We start from the raw sequence: 19,968 nt of genomic DNA on the forward strand, positions 1-19,968 counted from the left end.
GGGCACGGTCTTCCCGTACCCGGATCACCGACCGCCACACACCTCCGCCGGCTCAGAACCGCTCGACAGGGCGGTAGGTGCCCCACACCTCGCGCAGCGTCCCGCACACCTCCCCCACGGTGGCGCGGGCCCGCAGCGCCTCCTTCATCGGGTAGAGCACGTTCTCCGTGCCGGCGGCCGCGGTCCGCAGCCCCGCCAGCGCCCGCTCCACCGCGCCCGCGTCCCGCTCCCGGCGCAGCCGGGCGAGCCGGTCGGCCTGGGCGGCCTCGATCGCCGGGTCGACCCGCAGCGGCTCGTACGGCTCCTCCTCGTCGAGGGTGAACCGGTTGACCCCGACCACGATCCGCTCGCCGTTGTCGATCTCCTGCGCGACCTGGTACGCCGACGCCTCGATCTCGCGCTTCTGGAAGCCCGCCTCGATCGCGTCCACCGCCGAGCCGTGCTCGAAGACGCGCTCGATCAACGCCTCGGCGGCCGCCTCGATCTCGGCGGTCATCGCCTCGACCACGTACGACCCGGCGAACGGGTCCACTGTGGAGGTCAGGTCGGTCTCGTACGCCAGCACCTGCTGGGTGCGCAGCGCCAGCCGCGCCGCCTTCTCGGTCGGCAGCGCGATCGCCTCGTCGAAGCTGTTGGTGTGCAGCGACTGCGTGCCACCGAGGACCGCGCCGAGCCCCTGCACGGCCACCCGGATCAGGTTGACCTCGGGCTGCTGGGCGGTGAGCTGCACGCCGGCCGTCTGGGTGTGGAAGCGCAGCATCATCGACTTCGGGTTCTGCGCGCCGAACTCCTCGCGCATGATCCGCGACCAGATCCGCCGGGCCGCCCGGAACTTCGCGACCTCCTCGAGCAGCGTGGTCCGGGCGACGAAGAAGAACGACAGCCGGGGCGCGAAGTCGTCGACGGCGAGGCCGGCCGCGAGCGCGGCGCGCACGTACTCGACGCCGTTGGCGAGGGTGAACGCGATCTCCTGCACGGGCGAGGCGCCGGCCTCGGCCATGTGGTAGCCGGAGATGGAGATCGTGTTCCACTTCGGCACCTCCTTGCGGCAGTAGCCGAAGGTGTCCGCGACCAGCCGCAGCGAGGGCTTGGGCGGGAAGATGTACGTCCCGCGCGCGATGTACTCCTTGAGGATGTCGTTCTGGATCGTGCCGTTGAGGGCGGAACCGCCGATCCCGGCGTCCTCGGCGACGAGCTGGTAGAGCAGCAGCAGCACCGAGCCGGGCGCGTTGATCGTCATCGAGGTGGAGACCCGGTCGAGCGGGATGCCGCCGAAGAGGACCTTCATGTCCTCGATGGAGTCGATGGCGACGCCCACCTTGCCGACCTCGCCGTGCGCGATCGGGTCGTCCGAGTCGTACCCCATCTGGGTGGGCAGGTCGAACGCGACGGACAGCCCCATGGTGCCGGCGGCGAGCAGCTGCTTGTAGCGGGCGTTGGACTCGGCGGCGGTGCCGAAGCCGGCGTACTGGCGCATCGTCCAGGGCCGGGAGGTGTACATCGAGGAGTAGACCCCGCGGGTGTACGGGAACTCGCCGGGCCGGCCGAGCCGCGAGTCCAGATCCGCGGGGAGATCGGCCGCGTCGTACACGGCCTTGATCGGGAAACCGGACTCGCTTAACCGCCGTTCACTCATACGCGGATGGTAGGCCGCGCGCGGCGCGGACCGGGTGAGGGATTCCGCACAACAGGTGGAAAAACAGGCACAAAGCGTTGTCTATCAACTACTTACCGTTGAGTTCCGGATAACCCTGGCCCGGCGACTTTTGCTCAGGAGGGCATACACCGCAAGATAGGGGGGTTCGGTTTCCGGCCCCTCGATCTATCGGTGGCATTTCCTGTGACTCAGATCCCGACGTGGAGTGGCGGACAACTCGGCCCCACCAGTGGACGTGCAGCACCCGGCGCCACCATCGGCGGGCGATACGCGCTCCGCGCGGCCGTCGGCCACGGCGGCATGGGCACCGTCTGGCGCGCGAGCGACACGCTGCTGCGGCGCGACGTGGCCGTCAAGGAGGTCATCCTGCCGGCGGGGCTCGCCCCCAGCGACCGGGACGCGCTCTACGAGCGCACGCTGCGCGAGGCCCGCGCCGCGGCCGCGCTGCAGCACCCCGCCGTGGTCCAGGTCTACGACGTGGTCACCGACGGCGGCCGCCCGTGGATCGTGATGGAGCTGCTCGACGCCCGCAGCCTCGCCGACATGGTGATCGAGGACGGGCCGGTGGCGCCGCGCGCGGTCGCCAAGATCGGCATCGCCCTGCTCGGCGCGCTGGAGGTCGCGCACGCCAACGGCGTGCTGCACCGCGACGTCAAGCCGGCCAACGTGCTGATCTGCTCCGACGGCCGGTGCGTGCTCACCGACTTCGGCGTCGCCCGGATGCCCACCGAGGTGCAGCTCACCACCCCGGGCATGGTGCTGGGGTCGCCGCACTTCATCTCCCCCGAACGGGCGATGGGCCAGGACTTCGGCCCGCCGAGCGACCTCTTCTCGCTCGGCGTGACGCTCTACACGGCGGTGGAGGGGCGGCCCCCGTTCGACAAGGGCGACCCGATCGAAACCATGCACGCGGTGGTCGAGGACCCGCCCGCCCCGCCGACCCGGTCCGGCCCGCTCACCCAGGTCCTGATGGGGCTGCTGGAGAAGGACCCCGCCCGCCGCTACGACGTGCTCACCGCCCGCACGATGCTGCGGGAGCTGCTCGCCGGCCCGCTGGCCAGCAAGGCACCGGCCGCGCTGATGACCGACCCCTACGCGGTGGTGCCGGCGCAGCGCGCCCCCTGGCAGCCACCGGTCGCGCCGCCCCAGCCCTCCGGCCAGATCGGCGGCCGGGCGATGCTCGCGCCCGGCGAGTCGCTCACCTCGGAGCTGCGCAAGCGGCAGGCGGAGGACGCGTCGGCGGCGTCGAACCCGGACGACCCGGACACGACCGCGGCACTGGGCACGTCGACCGGCGCGCTGGGCGCCCCCACCGGGGCGATGCCGGCCCCCGGCCGCCCGGCCGCCTCCCTGCCGGCCGCCCCCGTGCCCGCTCCCCTGCCGGCCGCCGGCCGCCCGGCGGCATTCGACGCGCCGACCGGTGCGCTCCCCGACCGGGGCTGGGGCGAGCGCACCACGCCGATCGTCTACGGGCGACCCGCCACCCCGCCGGCCGGCGGCAGCACCCCGGGCGCCCGGCTCGACCAGGCGCTCGCCGGCGCCCGCCGCGGCACGACCCGGTTCGTCGAGACCGTCAAGGGCTGGCCGCGCAACGTCCAGCTCGGCGCCGCCGCCGGCGTCGCCGTGGTGCTGCTGCTCGGCACGGTGCTGATCTTCAGCGGCTCCGATTCCGAATCCGGCCCGACGATCGCGCAGCCGTCCGCCGCCGCGCCGGCCGCGCCGGCCTTCGGCGTGCAGAAGCACACCGGCAAGGGCGTCGCGCTCCACGTGCCGCAGGGCTGGGAGAAGCGGACCGCCCCCGGAGTGCTCTACGTCGACTACGTGGACCCCGCCGACAACGGGCGCCGGGTGCGGGTGCTGGTGGAGCCGGCCAGCGCCGAGCCGAAGCGGTTCCTGCAGATCGCCGAGGGGCAGCTCAAGAAGAAGGACTCGAAGTCCTGCGCGAAGCCGTACGAGCAGCTCGGACTCCGGGACGTGGAGGCGGGCGGCAAGCCGGCGGCCGAGCTGGAGTACACCTGCGGCGACGGCGCTGAGAAGCGGCACGGCATCTGGTGCGCGGTGGTGCAGGGCGGCAAGGCGTACTCGTTCTACCTGACCACCCCGGAGAGCGCGTTCGCGGAGAGCAAGCCGATCTTCCAGGAGATGGTGCGGTCGTTCCAGCTGACCGCGGGCTGAGTTCGGGTCGGCGCGGTGCCGGCGGCGTCGCCGTGCTATCAACAACGGCATGGTGGCCGAGACGGAGATCAAGGATCTGCAGGCGCGCGCCCGGAGCTGGATCGACGACGACCCGGACCCGACGACCCGCGACGAGCTGCGCGCGGTCCTCGACCGGCTGCCCGACAGCGCGACGGAGCTCGCCGACCGGTTCGCCGGGCCGCTGACCTTCGGCACCGCGGGGCTGCGCGGACCGCTGCGCGCCGGACCGAACGGCATGAACCTCGCCGTCGTCACGCAGGCCGCGGCCGGGCTCGTCGGTTGGCTCGCGGGCCGTGGCGCCACCGGGCCGCTGGTGATCGGGTACGACGCCCGGCACGGCTCCCGGGCGTTCGCCGAGCAGACCGCGCGGGTCGCGACCGGGGCGGGCCTGGAGGCGCTGCTGCTGCCGCGCCCGCTGCCCACCCCCGTGCTGGCGCACGCCGTCCGGGCACTCGACGCCGCCGCGGGCGTGATGGTCACCGCCAGCCACAACCCGCCACAGGACAACGGCTACAAGGTCTATCTCGGCGCGGAGCTGGGCGGCCCGCTCGGCTCCGGCGCGCAGATCGTGCCGCCGGCCGACGCCGAGATCGAGGCGGCGATCCGGGCCGTCGGCCCCCTCGCCGCCGTGCCGCTCGGCGCGCCCGGCCGGGTCCTCGACGAGGGAATCGTCACGGGGTACGTGAACGAGGCGGCGCGGGTGGTCGACCCGGACGGCCCGCGGGAGCTGGTGACCGCGTACACGCCGCTGCACGGGGTCGGTGGGGACGTGCTGACCGCGGCGTTCGCCCGCGCCGGCTTCCCCACCCCGGCGGTCGTCGCCGAACAGGCGGAGCCGGATCCCGACTTCCCGACCGTCGCGTTCCCCAACCCGGAGGAGCCCGGCGCGATCGACCGGGTGATCGCGCTGGCGGAGTCGACCGGCGCGGATCTGGCGATCGCCAACGACCCGGACGCGGACCGCTGCGCGGTGGCGGTCGCCGACCCGGTGCGCGGCTGGCGGATGCTGCGCGGCGACGAGCTCGGGGTGCTCCTCGCCGATCACCTCATGCGGCGCGGCGTGCGCGGCCTGTACGCCACCACGATCGTGTCGTCGTCGCTGCTGCGCGCGATGTGCGCGGCGCGCGGGCTGCCGTACGACGAGACGCTGACCGGGTTCAAGTGGATCGTGCGGGCGGGCGGCGGGCGCGAGCCGCTGGTCTTCGGCTACGAGGAGGCGCTCGGCTACTGCGTCGCACCGGAGCTGGTGCGGGACAAGGACGGGATCTCCGCGGCGCTGGTCCTGGCCGAGCTGGCCGCCGGCCTCAGGGCGCAGCGGCGCACCCTGGTCGACCGGCTCGACGAGCTGGCCGCCGAGTTCGGCGTGTACGCCACCGACCAGCTCTCGGTCCGGGTCGACGACCTGCGCGAGATCGCGGACGCGATGGCGCACCTGCGCGCCAAGACCCCCGCCGCGCTGCTGGACGAGCCGGTCACCTCCGTGGAGGACCTGCTCCCCGACGCCGACGTGGTGATCCTGCGGACCGAGGCCGCCCGGGTCGTGGTGCGCCCGTCGGGCACCGAGCCGAAGCTCAAGGCGTACCTGGAAGTGCGGGAACCGGTCGCGGACGACGAGATCGCGGCGGCGCGCGAGCGGGCGGCGGCCTCGCTGCAGGCGCTGCGGACCGAGACCGCCGCCGCGCTCGGGATCTGGTGATCACCCGCCGCTAGGGTGGCCAGTCGTGCAGGCCATTCTCGCGACGCTCGGCTACGTCCTCTCCCCCGACGGCACCCGGGTGCTGATGATCCGCCGCGACCGGCGGCCGGACGACCTCCACTTCGGCTACTACAACGGCCTCGGCGGCAAGCTGGAGCCCGGCGAGGACGTGGTGGCCGGGATGCGGCGCGAGATCCGCGAGGAGGCCGGCCTGGAGTGCGCCGACGTGGAGCTCGCCGGGACGGTGTCGTGGCCGGGCTTCGGGCGCAACGGCGAGAACTGGTTCGGATTCCTGTTCCGGATCCCGAGCTGGACCGGGCAGCCGCGGCAGGACTGCCCGGAGGGGACGCTGGTCTGGACGGAGCTGGCCGACATCCTCGCCGGCCGGGTGCCGATGTGGGAGAGCGACCGGCACTTCCTGCCGCTGGTCTTCGCGGCGCAGCCGCGGGTCTTCCACGGCTCGATGCCGTTCTCCAACGGCCGAGCAATTTCCTGGACGTACACCCTGGCGTGACCTCGGCGTTCCGGGCCAAGATCCGCGTGATCAGGGACCCGTCACGGGACGCGCCGACGACGCGCCCGAGCTGGTCCCTGATCACGCGGATCGTCAGAAGCGGGGCATGCCGCCGAACTGACGGTCGCCGGCGTCGCCCAGGCCGGGGACGATGAACATCTGGTCGTTGAGGCCCTCGTCGATCGAGGCCGTGACCAGGCGTACGGGGAGGTTGGAGCGCCGCAGGCGCTCGATGCCGGCCGGCGCGGCGAGCACGCAGAGCACGGTGATGTCGGTGCAGCCACGGTCGGCGAGCAGCCGGCAGCAGTGTTCGAGGGAGCCGCCGGTGGCCAGCATCGGGTCGAGCACCAGGACCGGGATGCCGGACAGGTCCGCCGGCAGCGACTCCATGTAGGCGCGCGGCTCGAAGGTGCGCTCGTCGCGGGCCAGGCCGACGAAGCCCATCGACGACTCGGGCAGCAGCCCCAGCGCCGCGTTCGCCATGCCCAGCCCGGCGCGGAGCACCGGCACCAGCAGCGGCGGGTTGGCCAGCCGGGTGCCCTGGGTCGCCACGACCGGCGTCTCGACCGGGTAGCGCTCGACCGGGAATGAGCGCGCCGCCTCGTACGCCAGCATCGTGGTGAGCTCGTGCAGGGCGGCCCGGAACGACGACGAGTCGGTTCGGGCGTCGCGCATGGCGGTCAGCCGCGACTGCGCGAGCGGGTGATCAACGACGAGTACGTCCACGAGCGCTCAACCTACCCGTACCGCAAGTCGTGCGGGGCCGCGGCCACCAGCCGGTGGCGTGGTCAGCGGCGCACCGCCGTGGCCAAGATCACCCGAAGGCGGCGTGCGTAGACTCGCAGCCATGACGGCGACAACGACGTCGGCGGGGTCCGGGCTGTCCGAGGTGGCACGCTCCGAGGCCACGCTGCGGACCTTCCTGCACGGGCTGCCCGGCGTGGACCAGATCGGCGCGGAGCAGCGCGCCGCCATGCTCGGCACGCGCTCGATCAAGACCAGCGCCAAGGCATGGGCCATCGACCTCGCGATCCGGATGGTCGACCTGACCACGCTGGAGGGCGCGGACACCCCCGGCAAGGTCCGGGCGCTCTGCGCGAAGGCCCGGCGCCCCGACCCGGCCGACCCCGGCTGCCCGACCGTCGCCGCGGTCTGCGTCTACCCGTCGATGGTGCCCACCGCCGCCGCCGCGCTGGCCGGCTCCGGCATCCACCTCGCCAGCGTGGCGACCGCCTTCCCGTCCGGGCAGGCGCCGCTGGAGGTCAAGCTCGCCGACACCGCGGCCGCGGTCGCCGCCGGCGCGGACGAGATCGACATGGTGATCAACCGCGGCATGTTTCTCGCCGGCCGCTACTCCGAGGTGTACGACGAGATCGTCGCCGTGAAGCAGGCGTGCGGGAACGCGCACCTCAAGGTGATCCTGGAGACCGGCGAGCTCGTCACGTACGACAACGTGCGCCGCGCCTCCTGGCTGGCGATGATCGCCGGCGCCGACTTCATCAAGACCTCCACCGGCAAGGTGCCGATCGCCGCCACGCTGCCGGTGACGCTGATCATGCTGGAGGCGGTGCGCGACTTCCGGGCGGCCACCGGCCGCCAGATCGGCGTCAAGCCCGCCGGCGGCATCCGCAACACCAAGGACGCGATCAAGTTCCTGGTCACGGTGAACGAGACCGCCGGCGAGGACTGGCTGCACCCCGACTGGTTCCGGTTCGGCGCCTCCACGCTCCTCAACGACCTGCTGATGCAACGCACCAAGCTCACCACCGGCGTCTACTCCGGTCCCGACTACTTCACGGTGGACTGATCGATGGCCCTGTTCGAGTACGCCCCCGCCCCCGAGTCCCGCTCGGTGGTGGACATCAAGCCGTCGTACGGCCTGTTCATCAACGGCGAGTTCGTCGACCCGACCGACGGCGGCGCCCTCAAGTCGATCAACCCCGCCTCCGAGGAGGTGCTCGCCGAGGTCGCCGAGGCCGGCGCGGGCGACGTCGACCGCGCGGTGCGCGCCGCCCGGGCGGCGTACGAGAAGGTCTGGGGGCCGATGCCGGGCCGCGATCGGGCCAAGTACCTGTTCCGGATCGCCCGGCTCATCCAGGAGCGCGGCCGCGAGCTGGCGGTGCTGGAGTCGCTCGACAACGGCAAGCCGATCCGCGAGTCGCGCGACGTGGACATCCCGCTGGTCGCCGCGTACTTCTTCTACTACGCCGGGTGGGCCGACAAGCTGCCCTACGCGGGGTTCGGCTCGGACCCGCGGCCGCTCGGGGTCGCGGGGCAGGTGATCCCGTGGAACTTCCCGCTGCTGATGCTGGCGTGGAAGATCGCCCCCGCGCTGGCCGCCGGCAACACCGTCGTGCTCAAGCCGGCCGAGACCACCCCGCTGACCGCGCTGCTCTTCGCCGAGATCTGCCAGCAGGCCGAACTGCCGGCCGGCGTGGTCAACATCGTCACCGGCGCGGGCGACACCGGCCGGGCCGTGGTCACGCACCCCGGCGTGGACAAGGTGGCCTTCACCGGGTCGACCGAGGTGGGCCGGGGCATCGCGAAGGCGATCGCCGGCACGCGCAAGAAGCTCACCCTGGAGCTGGGCGGCAAGGCCGCCAACATCGTCTTCGACGACGCCCCGATCGACCAGGCGGTCGAGGGGATCGTCAACGGCATCTTCTTCAACCAGGGCCACGTCTGCTGCGCCGGCTCCCGGCTGCTCGTGCAGGAGTCGGTCTACGACGCGGTGCTGGAGTCGCTGAAGCGGCGGATGGCGCGGCTGCGGGTCGGCGACCCGCTGGACAAGAACATCGACATCGGCGCGATCAACTCGGCCGCGCAGCTGGAGCGGATCCGGACGCTGTCCGAGATCGGCGCGCAGGAGGGCGCCGAGCGCTGGTCGCCGCCGTGCGAGCTGCCCGACCGCGGCTTCTGGTTCGCTCCGACCATCTTCACCGGGGTCAGCCAGGCGCACCGCATCGCCCGCGAGGAGATCTTCGGGCCGGTGCTGTCGGTGCTGACCTTCCGCACCCCCGCCGAGGCGGTCGAGAAGGCCAACAACACGCCGTACGGGCTGTCGGCCGGGGTCTGGACCGACAAGGGCTCGCGGATCCTGTGGATGGCCGACCGACTGCGCGCCGGCGTGGTCTGGGCCAACACGTTCAACAAGTTCGACCCGACCTCGCCGTTCGGCGGCTACAAGGAGTCGGGCTACGGCCGCGAGGGTGGCCGGCACGGGTTGGAGGCGTACCTCGATGTCTGAGCGCGTGGCGGTGCGCAAGACCTACAAGCTCTTCATCGGCGGGAAGTTCCCGCGCAGCGAGTCGGGGCGGTCGTATCCGGTGCAGAACTCCAATGTGGCGCTCGCCTCCCGCAAGGACCTCCGGGACGCGGTCGTGGCCGCGCGGGCCGCGGTGAAGGCCTGGTCGGGGACGACCGCGTACAACCGCGGCCAGGTGCTGTACCGGGTCGCGGAGATGCTGGAGGGGCGGCGCGAGCAGTTCGTCGCGCTCGGCGAGCCGGCCGACGAGGTGGACGCGGCGATCGACCGCTGGGTCTGGTACGCCGGCTGGTCCGACAAGCTGCCCCAGGTGTACGGCGGGGCCAACCCGGTCGCCGGCCCGTACTTCAACCTCTCCGCGCCGGAGCCGACCGGCGTGGTCGGGATCGTCGCGCCGGCGCAGCCGTCGCTGCTCGGCCTGGTCAGCGTCGTCGCCCCGGCGATCGTCACCGGCAACACCGCCGTGGTGCTCGCCTCCGAGGAGCGCCCGCTGGCCCCGGTGACGCTGGCCGAGGTCCTGGCCACCTCCGACCTGCCCGGCGGCGTGGTCAACCTGCTCACCGGCCGGATCGCCGAGACGGCGCCGCACCTCGCCGCGCACATGGACGTCAACGCGCTGGACCTGACCGGCGTCGCGGACGGGGAGCTGGCCCGGACGCTGGAGGAGGCCGCCGCGGCGAACCTCAAGCGGGTGCTGCGGCCGTCGAGCCCCGACTGGACCGCCGATCCCGGCACCCGGCGGATGACGGCGTTCCTGGAGACGAAGACGGTGTGGCATCCGAAGGGGGTGTGACGGGGCCTGCTCTGGGGTTTTCCGGGGGAGCCAGGTCCGCGGGGATGGTGAGCTCAGTGGTGCTGCCCTCGGAAGGGTTACTACTACGCGGAGTAGGATTGGGCCGTGACTCGGCTGGGTGATCTCGAACGTGCGGTGATGGACGTGCTGTGGGACCGGTCCCCGGCGGGCGGGCTCACCGTGCGCGAGGTCGCGGAGGCGCTCGAGGAGCGCGACCTGGCGTACACCACCGTGATGACCGTGCTCGACCGGCTCGCTGGCAAGGACATGGTCGAACGGGAGCGCGAGGGACGCGCCTGGCGCTACCGGCCGGCCGCGACCCGCGAGGCGTACGTGGCGCAGCTGATGCTCGACGCGCTCGACCTGGCCGGCGAGGTCGAACCGGACGGACGGAGCCGGCGCAGCCTGCGCCGCGACGCCGCGCTCGTGCGCTTCGCCCGGTCGGTGACCGGCACCGAGGCGGAGGTGCTCCGGGCCGCCCTCGCCGACGAGGCCCGCGACCGGCAGGGTTGACGATGGTCTACGCCGCGCACTTCATCGCGACGATCCTGGCGTGCTACCTCACCGCCCGGATCCTGACCCATCCCGGCTGGCCGGGGCAGGCGTGGGCCTGGCAGAGCCCGCGGGCGGCGATCGTGTGCTGGCAGGCGGTCGGGCTGGCGATCGGGCTCTCCGCGATCGGGCTGCCGCTGTCGCTCGGGCTCGCGAGCTACGACGTGCCCACCGGCACCGCGCTGCGCCGGTTCGTCACCGACCTGTTCGGCGGCGCGCTGCCGGCGACCGTCGGGCCGGGGCAGCTGGTGTTGATCGCGCTCGGCGCGACGATCGCCGCGCTGCTGCTCGGCGCGACCACCCGCAGCGTGCTGAGCACCGTACGTGCCCAGCGCCGCCATCGGGACCTGCTCGCCCTGGTCGCCCGCGACGATCCGGCCGCGCCCGGGGCGCTGGTGCTCGACCACCCGAGCGCGGCCGCGTACTGCCTGCCCGGCGTGCGTCCACAGGTGGTGGTGAGCGCCGGCACGCTGCGGCTGCTCGACGGCGCGGAGCTCGCCGCCGTGCTCAGCCACGAGCGGGCCCACGCCGACGAGCGGCACGACCTCGTGCTGCTGCCGTTCACCGCGCTGTGCCGGGCACTGCCGTGGGCGCGCTGGGTGCACACCGCGTACGAGCGGGTCGCGCTGCTGGTGGAGATGCGCGCCGACGACCGCGCGCGGCGGCTGCACGCCGACGGTCCCCTGGCGGCCGCGCTGCTGCGGTTCGCCACCGCACCGGCCCGGGTCACCCCGGCCGGCGCGCTCGGCATCGCCACGCCGCCGCGTTGCCGCGCCGCGGCATCGGACGGCGCTCTCGGCATCGCCGACACCCACCTCGACGCGCGGGTCCAACGGTTGCTGGCGCCCGGCCGGCCACCCCGGCTGCGGGTCGCGGCGGCGCTCGGGATGGCCGCACTCCTGGTCAGCCTGCCGATCTCGCTCTTCCTGGGCTGATCAACAGTGCCCGCCGCCCCCGCGACGCCGCGGTTGCCGACCCGGCTCGTGGTGCCGCTGCCGCCGGCCCCACTAGGCTTCCGGGCGATGTGCCGGTGGATGTTCCGCGGGCGGGTCGGCGACACAGCACCGGGGTACCCGTGAGCCGCCGCCCCTTCGACCCGCGCCTGCTGCGCCGGGTCCCCGCGGCCCGACGCCAGCTCGCCGCGCTCGGAGCACTCGGCGTGGTCGCCGCCGCGCTGATCATCACCCAGGCCACCGCGCTGGCGGCGCTGCTCGCGGCCGCCGCCGACGGCCGCCTCGACCGGGCGGCGCTGGCCGCCTTCCTCGCGACCGTCGCCGCGCGCGCGGTCCTGCTCTGGGCGCAGGGCGTCATCGCCGCCGCCACCGCCGCGACCGTGAAGGCGACGCTCCGCGCCGAGCTGCTCGGCGCGGTCGGCACGCGCGGGCCGGGCTGGCTGGCCGGACAGCGCGCCGGACAGCTCGCGACCCTGGCCGGCCGGGGTCTGGACGCGCTCGACGCGTACTTCACCGGCTACCTGCCGCAGCTCGTGCTCAGCGTCACCGTGCCGATCGCCGTGCTGGCCCGGCTCACCTTCGCCGACTGGAGCACCGCGGTGGTCATCGCCGTGACGCTGCCGCTCATCCCGATCTTCGGTGCGCTCCTCGGCTGGCAGGCGCAGGCCGCCACCGAGCGCCAGTGGCGGCGACTCTCCCGGCTCGGCGGCCACTTCCTGGACATGGTCGCCGGGCTGCCGACACTGCGCGCGTTCGGCCGGGCCCGCGCCCAGGTCGAGGTCGTACGCCGGATGGCCGACGGGCACCGGATCGCCACCATGCGCACGCTGCGGATCGCGTTCCTCTCCGCGCTCGTCCTCGAACTCGTCGCCACGCTCTCCGTGGCGCTGGTCGCGGTGCCGGTGGGACTGCGGCTGCTCGGCGGCGGGCTCACCCTGCAGACCGCGCTGCTGGTGCTCCTGCTCGCGCCGGAGGCGTACCTGCCGCTGCGGGCGGCGGGGAGCCGCTTCCACGCCAGCATGGAGGGGCTCACCGCGCTGAACGAGGCGTTCACGGTCACCGCGCCGGCGGCCGGCGCCCCGACCGGCCGTCGCCTCCCTCCGCCCGCGCCGACCGAGCTCCGGTTCGAGAACGTCACCGTCGAGTACGACCGCACCGTCGCGCTGCGCGACGTCTCGCTGACCATCCACGCCGGCGAGCGGATCGCCGTCGTCGGCCCCAGCGGCGCCGGCAAGAGCACGCTGCTCGGGCTCCTGCTGGGCTTCGTCACCCCCACCCGCGGCCGGATCCTCGTCGACGGCGTCGACCTCGCCACCCTCGATCCGGACGTCTGGCGGCGGCAGCTCGCCTGGGTGCCGCAGCGGGCGCACCTCTTCGCGGCCTCGCTGGCCGACAACATCTGCCTCGGAGAACCCGACGCCGCCCCGGAGCGGGTCCGGGGCGCGGTCCGCGCCGCCGCCCTCGACGACGTGGTCCGGCACCTTCCCGACGGCCTCGACACGCTGCTCGGCGAACGCGGCCACGGGCTCTCGAGCGGCCAGCGGCAGCGGGTCGCGCTCGCCCGCGCCTTCCTGCGGGACGCGCCGATCGTGCTGCTCGACGAGCCCACCGCGCGGCTCGACGGCGCCGCCGAGGCAGCCGTCCTCGACGCCACCCGTCGGCTCGTCGCCGGCCGGACGGCGCTGCTGGTCGCGCACCGCCCGGCGCTGCTGCGCGACGCGGACCGGGTGCTGCGGGTCGACGACGGCCGGGTGACCGAGCTGACGACGAGCGCCGGCGCGACCGACGGCACCGGCGCGACCGGTCTCGCCGGCCCGGTCGGACTCACCGGGGCGCTCGGATGAGGCTCGCGGCCGAACGCGCCGCGCTCCGGCTGGCCCGCCCCTATCTGCGGCGACTGGTCGGTGCCGGCCTGCTCGCCGCCGGCACCGAACTCGCCGGGCTCGCGCTGATGGCGACGGCGACCTGGCTGCTCGTCACGGCCGCCGGGCGGCCGCCGCTGGACGCGCTGACGGTGGCCATCGTCGGGGTCCGGGCCCTGGCCATCAGCCGGGGCGTGCTGCGCTACACCGAGCGGCTCGCCGGGCACGACGCGGTGTTGCGGATCATCACCGACGTACGGGCCCGGGTCTTCGCCACGCTCGCCGGGCGACCCGCGACCGCCGACCAGCGCAGCGGCGACGCCCTGAGCCGGCTCGTCTCCGATGTGGAGGCCGTGCAGGACCTGCTGCTGCGGGTGCTGGTGCCGGGAGCGGCCGCGACCGTGGTCGCGGTGCTCGCCGTCGCCGGCGCCGCCGCCGTCTCCCCGGCGGCCGCCGTCGCGCTCGCGGTCGGGCTGTTCGTGGCCGGGGTGCTGCTGCCGGCCGCCGCGACCGCCCTGACCCGGCGCAGCGCGGACCGGATCGCCCCGCTGCGCGGCGCGCTCGCGGTCGACGCCGTCGACCTGACGCACGGCGCCGCGGACCTCGCCGCGTTCGGCGCGACCGGATCGGCCCTGCAGCGCGCCACCGGGCACGCCCGCGAACTCGCCCGGCTGGAGCGCCGGACGGCGGTCGGCGGCGCGGCGATCGACGGCGCCGGGACGCTCACCGCGGGCGCGACGGCCGCCGCCGTCGTGTTCGCCGCGTTGAACGCCGGCGCGGACGGGGTGCTCGTCGGGGTGCTCGCGGTCGGCACGCTGGCCGCCGTCGAGGCGACGCTGGCGCTGGTCGCGTCCGCCCGCCAATGGAGGCAACTGCGCACCGCCCTGAGCCGCGTCGCCCCCTTCCTCGACGCCCCGGCGCCCGACCCCGGGCCCGTCGGCCGGACGGTTGTGGCCGCCGAATCGCCCGAGCGCGCCCCGGAAGGTCCGGGTCACGACTGCACGATCGACGGGGTGACCGTGCGCTACCGCGCCGGCGCGGCACCCGCGCTCGACGGGGTCGGCCTGGCGCTACCGGCCGGGCGGCGCGTCGCGATCGTCGGGCCCAGCGGCGCGGGCAAGAGCACACTGCTCGGGGTGCTCACCGGGGCGGTCGCGCCGACCGCCGGCGCCGCGACGCTCGACGGAACCCCGATCACCGCGTACGGGCCGGAGCGGCGCGCCCGACTCGTCGGTGGCCTGCTCGCCGAGGCGTACGTCTTCCACGCCACGGTCCGGGAGAACCTGCTGCTGGGTCGGCCCGGCGCGACCGACGGGGAGCTCGCGGCGGCGGCCGCGGTCGCGGGGCTCGGCGACTGGGTGGACGACCAACCGGCGCGCTGGGACACGGTCGTCGGCGAGGACGGCGCGCAGCTGTCGGGCGGGCAGCGGCAGCGGTTGGCGCTGGCCCGCGCCCTGCTCGCCGCCCCCGCGGTGCTCGTCCTGGACGAGCCCACCGAGGGGCTCGACCCGGCCGCCGCCGACCGGGTGCTCGACGCCGTGCTGGCCAGCCTTGCCCCGGAGCGCTCGCTCGTGCTGGTGACCCATCGGCTGCGCGGGCTGGACGCCTCCGACGAGGTGGTGGTGCTGGACGCGGGGCGGATCGTGCAACGCGGGACGGCCGCGGAGCTGGCCGCGGCACCCGGCTGGTACCGGGAGCAATGGCAGATGCAGCAGGCCGCCGAGCGCGGCTACACCGCACTCGCTCCCTAGGCGTCGATCACGCCCCCGCCGTGCCGGGTCGCGCCACGCGCCGAGTCGGGCCGGCGACGCGCGGGAATCCGCACGGGGGTGCGGGCGTTCGCGCCCGGCCCCCGCCGACTAGGGTGTGCGCAGAGTCACCGGCCCGCGCAGCGCGGGGCCGGCGCCCATCCCAGGAGCCCACACGGAGGTCAGCGTGGCCCGCCAGTCGCCCCAACGGCCCGACGCCGACGAGCCCGGAGCCCAGCACGACGATAGCGGCGACGCCGCCCCGGCCGGCAACGCCGACCGGTCGCTGTGGGAGGACGTGCGAATCGACCCGGTCGAGATCGCCCTGCCCTCCGGCGTCGGCGTCACTCTCCGGGCCTACCGGCCGGCCAACGAGGTGACCCCCACCGACATCGGCGAACGCGAGGAGGATGACCCCTTCGCGGCCAAGTCGCGGCAGGCGCTGCCGGACGAGGACGAGGACGAGGAGAACGTCGTCATCCTCGACGAGGAGTTCCTCGCCGCGGCCGCCGAGGACGACGCCGAGCGGGACGCCCAGCGCGGGCGCCCGGCCGGGGACGACGACGCGGACACCGAGGCGGCGGAGCAGGCGGACGCCGCCACCGAGGAGGTGCCGGTCTTCCTCACCCACAAGGGGCGGCTGCTGCTGTTCAAGAGCCCCGAGTCGCTGGCGAGCTTCGTCCGCTCCGGCGCACCCCACGACATGACCCAGCTCGACACCTGGAACGACCTGGTCGAGCGGATCCAGCCCGACGACGTGGCCCCCACCGACGAGGACTCGTACGAGCTGGACCTCGTGGTGGAGAATCTGCGGGGCGGCCACGACACCTGGGACGCGACGCTGCTGATCGAGGCGGGTGAGGTGGCGCGGGACCTGGCGTACGCCCTCCGGCTGCCCTCGGTGCTCGACATGCTCTCCGCCGGGTCGAGCCTGGACGACCTCGACGAGGCCCTGCGGTCGACGGTCGACGGCGGCATCGGCGGTTTCATGGGACGCCGCCGGCTGAAAAAAATCGGGGCACAAACCGCAAGTCTCGGCTGGCGGACGATTATCGGGAAGATCTCTGCTGCTGTGGACTGGCGCGACTGACCCCTTACCAGGGAGCATCAGTCCTTGGCACACGACTCGTGTCCCGGAGGGAGGACGACGCCGTGGCGCTCGTGCGGGTGTACTGCGGTCTGGCGTCGGCGGATTCGGCGGCAGGACCGGCCTCGGCCGGATCCCTGCTGACGGCCGCCGTGGTCGACGACGCAGGCCGGCTGCTCGACGTCTGCGAGATCAGTGACGACCCGGCTGGCTACGCCCGGCTCGGTGCACTACTTGTAGAACGATCGAGCGGACCGAGCGGTGCGGCAATCGCCGCGGACAGCGACGACCACGTGGTGACGTCACTGCTGACCGCGGCCGGCCGTCCCCTCGCGATCGCCGACGACGACGCCGTCGACGACTACGCCGAGCGCTTCGCCGACGACGAGTCGGCGGACGAGATCGAGTCCCCGGCGGCCGAGCGGCGCGCGGTCGGGCTCGCCCGTGCGCTGCAGGCCGGCGCGCTCTCCGCGGTGACGCTGCCGGCGCCGCGCGACCTCGCGTCCTTCAAGCCCGTCCTGGCCGCCCACGCGGCGCTCGCGAACGGCCGCCACGCGGCCGCGGTCGCGCTGCGCGAGGTGCTCCGCGAGCTCTACCCGGCCGCGCTGCGGGCCTACCCGGACCCGGCCGAGCCGTTGGCCCTGGCCGTGCTCGACGCGTTGCCCGAGCCGGGCATACTCGCCACGGCCGGTCGGGGCCGGGACGCGGCGGTCGCCGCGGACGCGGTCGCCGCCCAACTCGCCGCGGACGGCATCGCCGACGCCGACGCCGTCGCCGACGCGGTCACCGCGCTGCGGGTCGCCATCGGCGAGACACCCCGCCGGGCCGCGACCACCAAGGCACTGACCGCGAGCACCGCCGAGACGGTGCGGCACGCGGTCGCCGCCGTACGCGCCTGCGACTCGGGCTGTGAGGCGCTCATCGCGACGGTGGCGTCCCGGGTCGCCGCCCCGGCGCCGGTCAGCGGGCGGCGCGCCGCCCGGCGGGCCGCCGCGGTCGCCCCGGTGTCGGCGCCCCCCGGCGGCGGTCTGCATTCGACGCGACCGACCCGGACCGAGTCGGCGCCCGCGCGGGTCCCGACCGGCGGTCGGCGGGCGCGGCCGGAGCCCGTCACCACCGAGCCTGTCGCCCCGCAGCCGATGACCGCGCCGCCCGTCGCGCCGGCGCCGGTCGCGCCGCCGCCGGCCGCTCCCCGCCCGGTGGCCCCCGCCGCGGCACTGTCGTCGCCGCTGGGCCCGCTCTCCGCGCCGCCCTCGACCGAGGCGCCGGCGGCACACCGGCAGCAGCCGCCCGTCAACCGGCCGGTCTCCGCGCCGCCCCCGCCGCCACCGGGGATGACGCCGATCGTGCCGGGGCAGCGTCCCAGCGGCTCCCCCGCGGACGCCGGCGAGCCGTTCCGCCCGACGCTCACCACCGCCGCCATCAACAGCGCCCGCGCGGAGCGCGAGCGGCAGCGGCTTACCCCGATCCCGCCCCGTCCGGCCAAGGCGGAGACGCCCCCGCCGTCCCCGTCCCAGGGATTCGGGGCCACCGACCTCACGGTGCCGGTGCCGGTCTCACGACCCTCCGCCGCCGACACCGCCCCGCCGGGCTCGCGGGCCCGGTGGCCGCTGGTGACCTCCGGCGACGACCGCGTCAACGGCGGCCCCGGACAGGAGGAGGACGCCTACCCGCGGCGGGATCGGCCGGGTTCCGATGTGGACATGGTCGCCGAGCCGTCGGTGAGCGACCGGGTGCGTCCGCCCTGGCTCGCCGACGACCTGCCGCCGGAGCCCCCGGTGCTGCGACTCGTCGAGGCGCCGCTGGCCGAGCGCGCGCTGCGGGACGACCTGTCGCCACCACGGGAGAACGGACACCTCGACGCCCCGCCGCTCCGGCTGGTCGACTCCGACGCGCTCGACAGTGGACTGTCGCGGGCGTCGCGCGACGAGGAGCAGCCCGCGGCGCCGATCCCGGACGAGGGTGACGGGGACCTTTTGATCTTCGCGGCGGCGCGCTCCGCGTGGTTCGTCGGCCATTCGGAGGAGGACGAGGAGTCCGGCGTCGACTGGTCGACCTCGGCGGACACCGGATGGCGCGCGGCCGAGCAGGCGGCGAAACCCTCGATCGGCTCCGACACCAAGGCCGGTCTGCCCCGGCGGGTGCCCCAGGCCAACCTGGTGCCCGGCTCGCCGCTCCGCGAGGAACGGCCCCTACGCATCGTGCGCGACCCGGCGAGCATCGCCGCCCACACCACCGGCTACTTCCAGGGCTGGCGGCGGGGCCAGGAGATCGGCGGGTACGCCGTCGGTGGCCGTCCGGGGCGGGAGTCCGGCGGTGGCTGGGACTTCAGCCGGGACCAGACGGGGCGCGACGAGAGCCGCGAGTTCGAATACCGTTCCGCGGGATATCGCTCCTGAACGACACGAACGGCCCGGTCGGCGGTATGCCGACCGGGCCGTTTCGCGCGCGTTGTCGCGGCCGGTCCTTGCTGCCGGGCAGGCGGGCGCCCACCCACGGGACACGGGCACGGGTAGGGGCCCGGCGGGTCCGGCGGACACACTTAGCCGGCGGCGCTCACTGGGTGGGCACCGCCGGCTCGTCGGGTGGGGTCAGGCCGGCGCGACGGCGCGGGTGCGCCGCATCGTCAGCACGTACTCCACCAGCGAGATCAGAACGTGCTTCGTCGACTCGCGGTTCCGCGCGTCGCAGGCCACCACCGGCACGTCGTTGGAGATCGCCAACGCGTCCCGGACGTCCTGCGGGTCGTGGTACTGCATGCCGTCGAAGCAGTTGATCGCGACGAGGTACGGCAGTCGCCGGTGTTCGAAGAAGTCGATCGCGGCGAAGCAGTCGGCCAGCCGGCGGGTGTCGACCAGCACGACGGCGCCGATCGCGCCGCGCACGAGTTCGTCCCACATGAACCAGAACCGCGTCTGGCCGGGTGTGCCGAACAGGTAGAGAATCAGGTCCCGGTCGATCGAGATACGACCGAAGTCCATGGCGACCGTGGTGGTCGTCTTTCCCGGCACCTGTCGCGTGTCATCGACGCCCACACCAGCCGACGTCATGATCGCCTCGGTCGTCAGCGGCGTGATCTCCGAGACCGAACCGACCAGCGTCGTCTTGCCGACGCCGAACCCACCGGCGATGACGATCTTCGCCGATGTCACGCGCCCGGCCATCGGGCGGTGCGACATGTCAGAGCCTGCGAAGTCCACTCAGCACCCTCTCCAGCAGTTCAGTGCCCACCGCGTCGTTCGTGTCGTCCAAAGAAGTCGGCTCGTACACCGCGACAAGGCCTTCCGTGGCCATGTCGGCGATGAGGACCCGGGCCACTCCGAGTGGCAGCTGCATCCGCGCCGCGATCTCCGCGAGCGACTGCAGCCGGCCGTCACACAGCGCGGCAATGTATTGGTGCTCCCGACCGCCACCGCCCTTGCCCGCGCCGGCGGACCGGCCCCGCACCGTCGTCTCGACGAGCGCTTCGAGAGCGATCTCCAACCTGGGCCGGGTCCGGCCACGGGTGACGGCGTACGGCCTGACGAGTGCGCCGGTCGGTTCATCACGTTCGGTCATTTTCGCCGCTCACCCCCTCTGCACCGTGCCGAAAGCTCAATCCGTCGGAGCCTATCGATTCCACCTGGTTCACCTCGCCCGAGCTGG

At 74.4% G+C, this 19,968-nt stretch carries 16 protein-coding genes; 12 read left to right on the forward strand and 4 right to left on the reverse strand.

Annotated features, from left to right (window positions below; genetic code table 11):
* Positions 1-52: 52 nt before the first annotated feature.
* A complete protein-coding gene (locus BLW47_RS01880; RefSeq protein ID WP_091550583.1) occupies positions 53-1,636 on the reverse strand; it encodes an acyl-CoA mutase large subunit family protein in 1,584 nt (527 codons plus the stop codon).
* A 204-nt stretch (positions 1,637-1,840) separates the two neighbouring features.
* Here BLW47_RS01880 and BLW47_RS01885 point away from each other — a divergent pair, with 204 nt between their 5' ends.
* From BLW47_RS01885 to BLW47_RS01895, 3 genes are read left to right on the forward strand one after another with little or no spacing between them, the layout of a single operon-like run.
* Positions 1,841-3,832 (forward strand): serine/threonine-protein kinase, encoded by a 1,992-nt coding sequence (locus BLW47_RS01885; protein ID WP_091550586.1) that lies wholly within the window; start codon positions 1,841-1,843, stop codon positions 3,830-3,832.
* Between the two features lie 49 nt (positions 3,833-3,881).
* The gene (locus tag BLW47_RS01890) at positions 3,882-5,549 is read left to right on the forward strand and encodes a phospho-sugar mutase (RefSeq protein WP_091550588.1); all 1,668 of its coding nucleotides are present in this window, start codon (positions 3,882-3,884) and stop codon (positions 5,547-5,549) included.
* Positions 5,550-5,574: 25 nt separating this feature from the next.
* Positions 5,575-6,063 (forward strand): NUDIX hydrolase, encoded by a 489-nt coding sequence (locus BLW47_RS01895; RefSeq protein ID WP_091550590.1) that lies wholly within the window; start codon positions 5,575-5,577, stop codon positions 6,061-6,063.
* Positions 6,064-6,156: 93 nt separating this feature from the next.
* Here the strand turns inward: BLW47_RS01895 and upp are convergent, their stop codons facing one another.
* Positions 6,157-6,789 (reverse strand): uracil phosphoribosyltransferase, encoded by a 633-nt coding sequence (upp, locus tag BLW47_RS01900; protein ID WP_091550592.1) that lies wholly within the window; start codon positions 6,787-6,789, stop codon positions 6,157-6,159.
* 121 nt (positions 6,790-6,910) lie between these two features.
* Here upp and deoC point away from each other — a divergent pair, with 121 nt between their 5' ends.
* The 9 genes from deoC (at position 6,911) to BLW47_RS01945 (ending at position 18,722) form a co-directional block, all read left to right on the forward strand.
* On the forward strand, positions 6,911-7,870 hold the full coding sequence (deoC, locus tag BLW47_RS01905; protein ID WP_091550595.1) for a deoxyribose-phosphate aldolase: 960 nt from the start codon (positions 6,911-6,913) through the stop codon (positions 7,868-7,870).
* A 9-nt stretch (positions 7,871-7,879) separates the two neighbouring features.
* A complete protein-coding gene (locus BLW47_RS01910) occupies positions 7,880-9,310 on the forward strand; it encodes an aldehyde dehydrogenase family protein (protein ID WP_091552364.1) in 1,431 nt (476 codons plus the stop codon).
* Entirely contained in the window at positions 9,303-10,121 is an 819-nt protein-coding gene (locus BLW47_RS01915; RefSeq protein WP_091550598.1) for an aldehyde dehydrogenase family protein, read from the forward strand. Before BLW47_RS01910 ends, BLW47_RS01915 begins: the two co-directional genes overlap by 8 nt.
* Before the next feature lie 105 nt (positions 10,122-10,226).
* Positions 10,227-10,634, forward strand: a complete 408-nt coding sequence (locus BLW47_RS01920; RefSeq protein ID WP_091550600.1) for a BlaI/MecI/CopY family transcriptional regulator — start codon at positions 10,227-10,229, stop codon at positions 10,632-10,634.
* A 2-nt stretch (positions 10,635-10,636) separates the two neighbouring features.
* Positions 10,637-11,608 carry a M56 family metallopeptidase gene (locus BLW47_RS01925; RefSeq protein WP_091550603.1) on the forward strand — a complete coding sequence of 324 codons (972 nt, stop codon included), beginning with the start codon at positions 10,637-10,639 and terminating at the stop codon, positions 11,606-11,608.
* A 140-nt stretch (positions 11,609-11,748) separates the two neighbouring features.
* Positions 11,749-13,470 (forward strand): thiol reductant ABC exporter subunit CydD, encoded by a 1,722-nt coding sequence (cydD, locus tag BLW47_RS01930; protein WP_091550605.1) that lies wholly within the window; start codon positions 11,749-11,751, stop codon positions 13,468-13,470.
* On the forward strand, positions 13,467-15,239 hold the full coding sequence (gene cydC, locus BLW47_RS01935) for a thiol reductant ABC exporter subunit CydC (RefSeq protein ID WP_091550608.1): 1,773 nt from the start codon (positions 13,467-13,469) through the stop codon (positions 15,237-15,239). The genes cydD and cydC overlap by 4 nt, the downstream gene beginning before the upstream one ends.
* 157 nt (positions 15,240-15,396) lie before the next feature.
* Positions 15,397-16,326 carry a DNA primase gene (locus BLW47_RS01940; protein WP_175543512.1) on the forward strand — a complete coding sequence of 310 codons (930 nt, stop codon included), beginning with the start codon at positions 15,397-15,399 and terminating at the stop codon, positions 16,324-16,326.
* 38 nt (positions 16,327-16,364) lie between these two features.
* Positions 16,365-18,722, forward strand: a complete 2,358-nt coding sequence (locus BLW47_RS01945) for a transposase (protein WP_091550613.1) — start codon at positions 16,365-16,367, stop codon at positions 18,720-18,722.
* A 192-nt stretch (positions 18,723-18,914) separates the two neighbouring features.
* Here BLW47_RS01945 and BLW47_RS01950 read toward each other — a convergent pair whose 3' ends face one another.
* Positions 18,915-19,502: a GTP-binding protein gene (locus BLW47_RS01950; RefSeq protein WP_091550615.1), complete on the reverse strand. Its 588-nt coding sequence runs from the start codon at positions 19,500-19,502 to the stop codon at positions 18,915-18,917.
* A gap of 1 nt (position 19,503) precedes the next feature.
* The gene (locus BLW47_RS01955) at positions 19,504-19,881 is read right to left on the reverse strand and encodes a DUF742 domain-containing protein (protein ID WP_091550618.1); all 378 of its coding nucleotides are present in this window, start codon (positions 19,879-19,881) and stop codon (positions 19,504-19,506) included.
* Positions 19,882-19,968 lie beyond the last annotated feature (87 nt).

Source organism: Micromonospora pattaloongensis (assembly GCF_900107255.1).
GTDB classification, from domain to species: Bacteria; Actinomycetota; Actinomycetes; order Mycobacteriales; family Micromonosporaceae; genus Micromonospora_I; species Micromonospora_I pattaloongensis.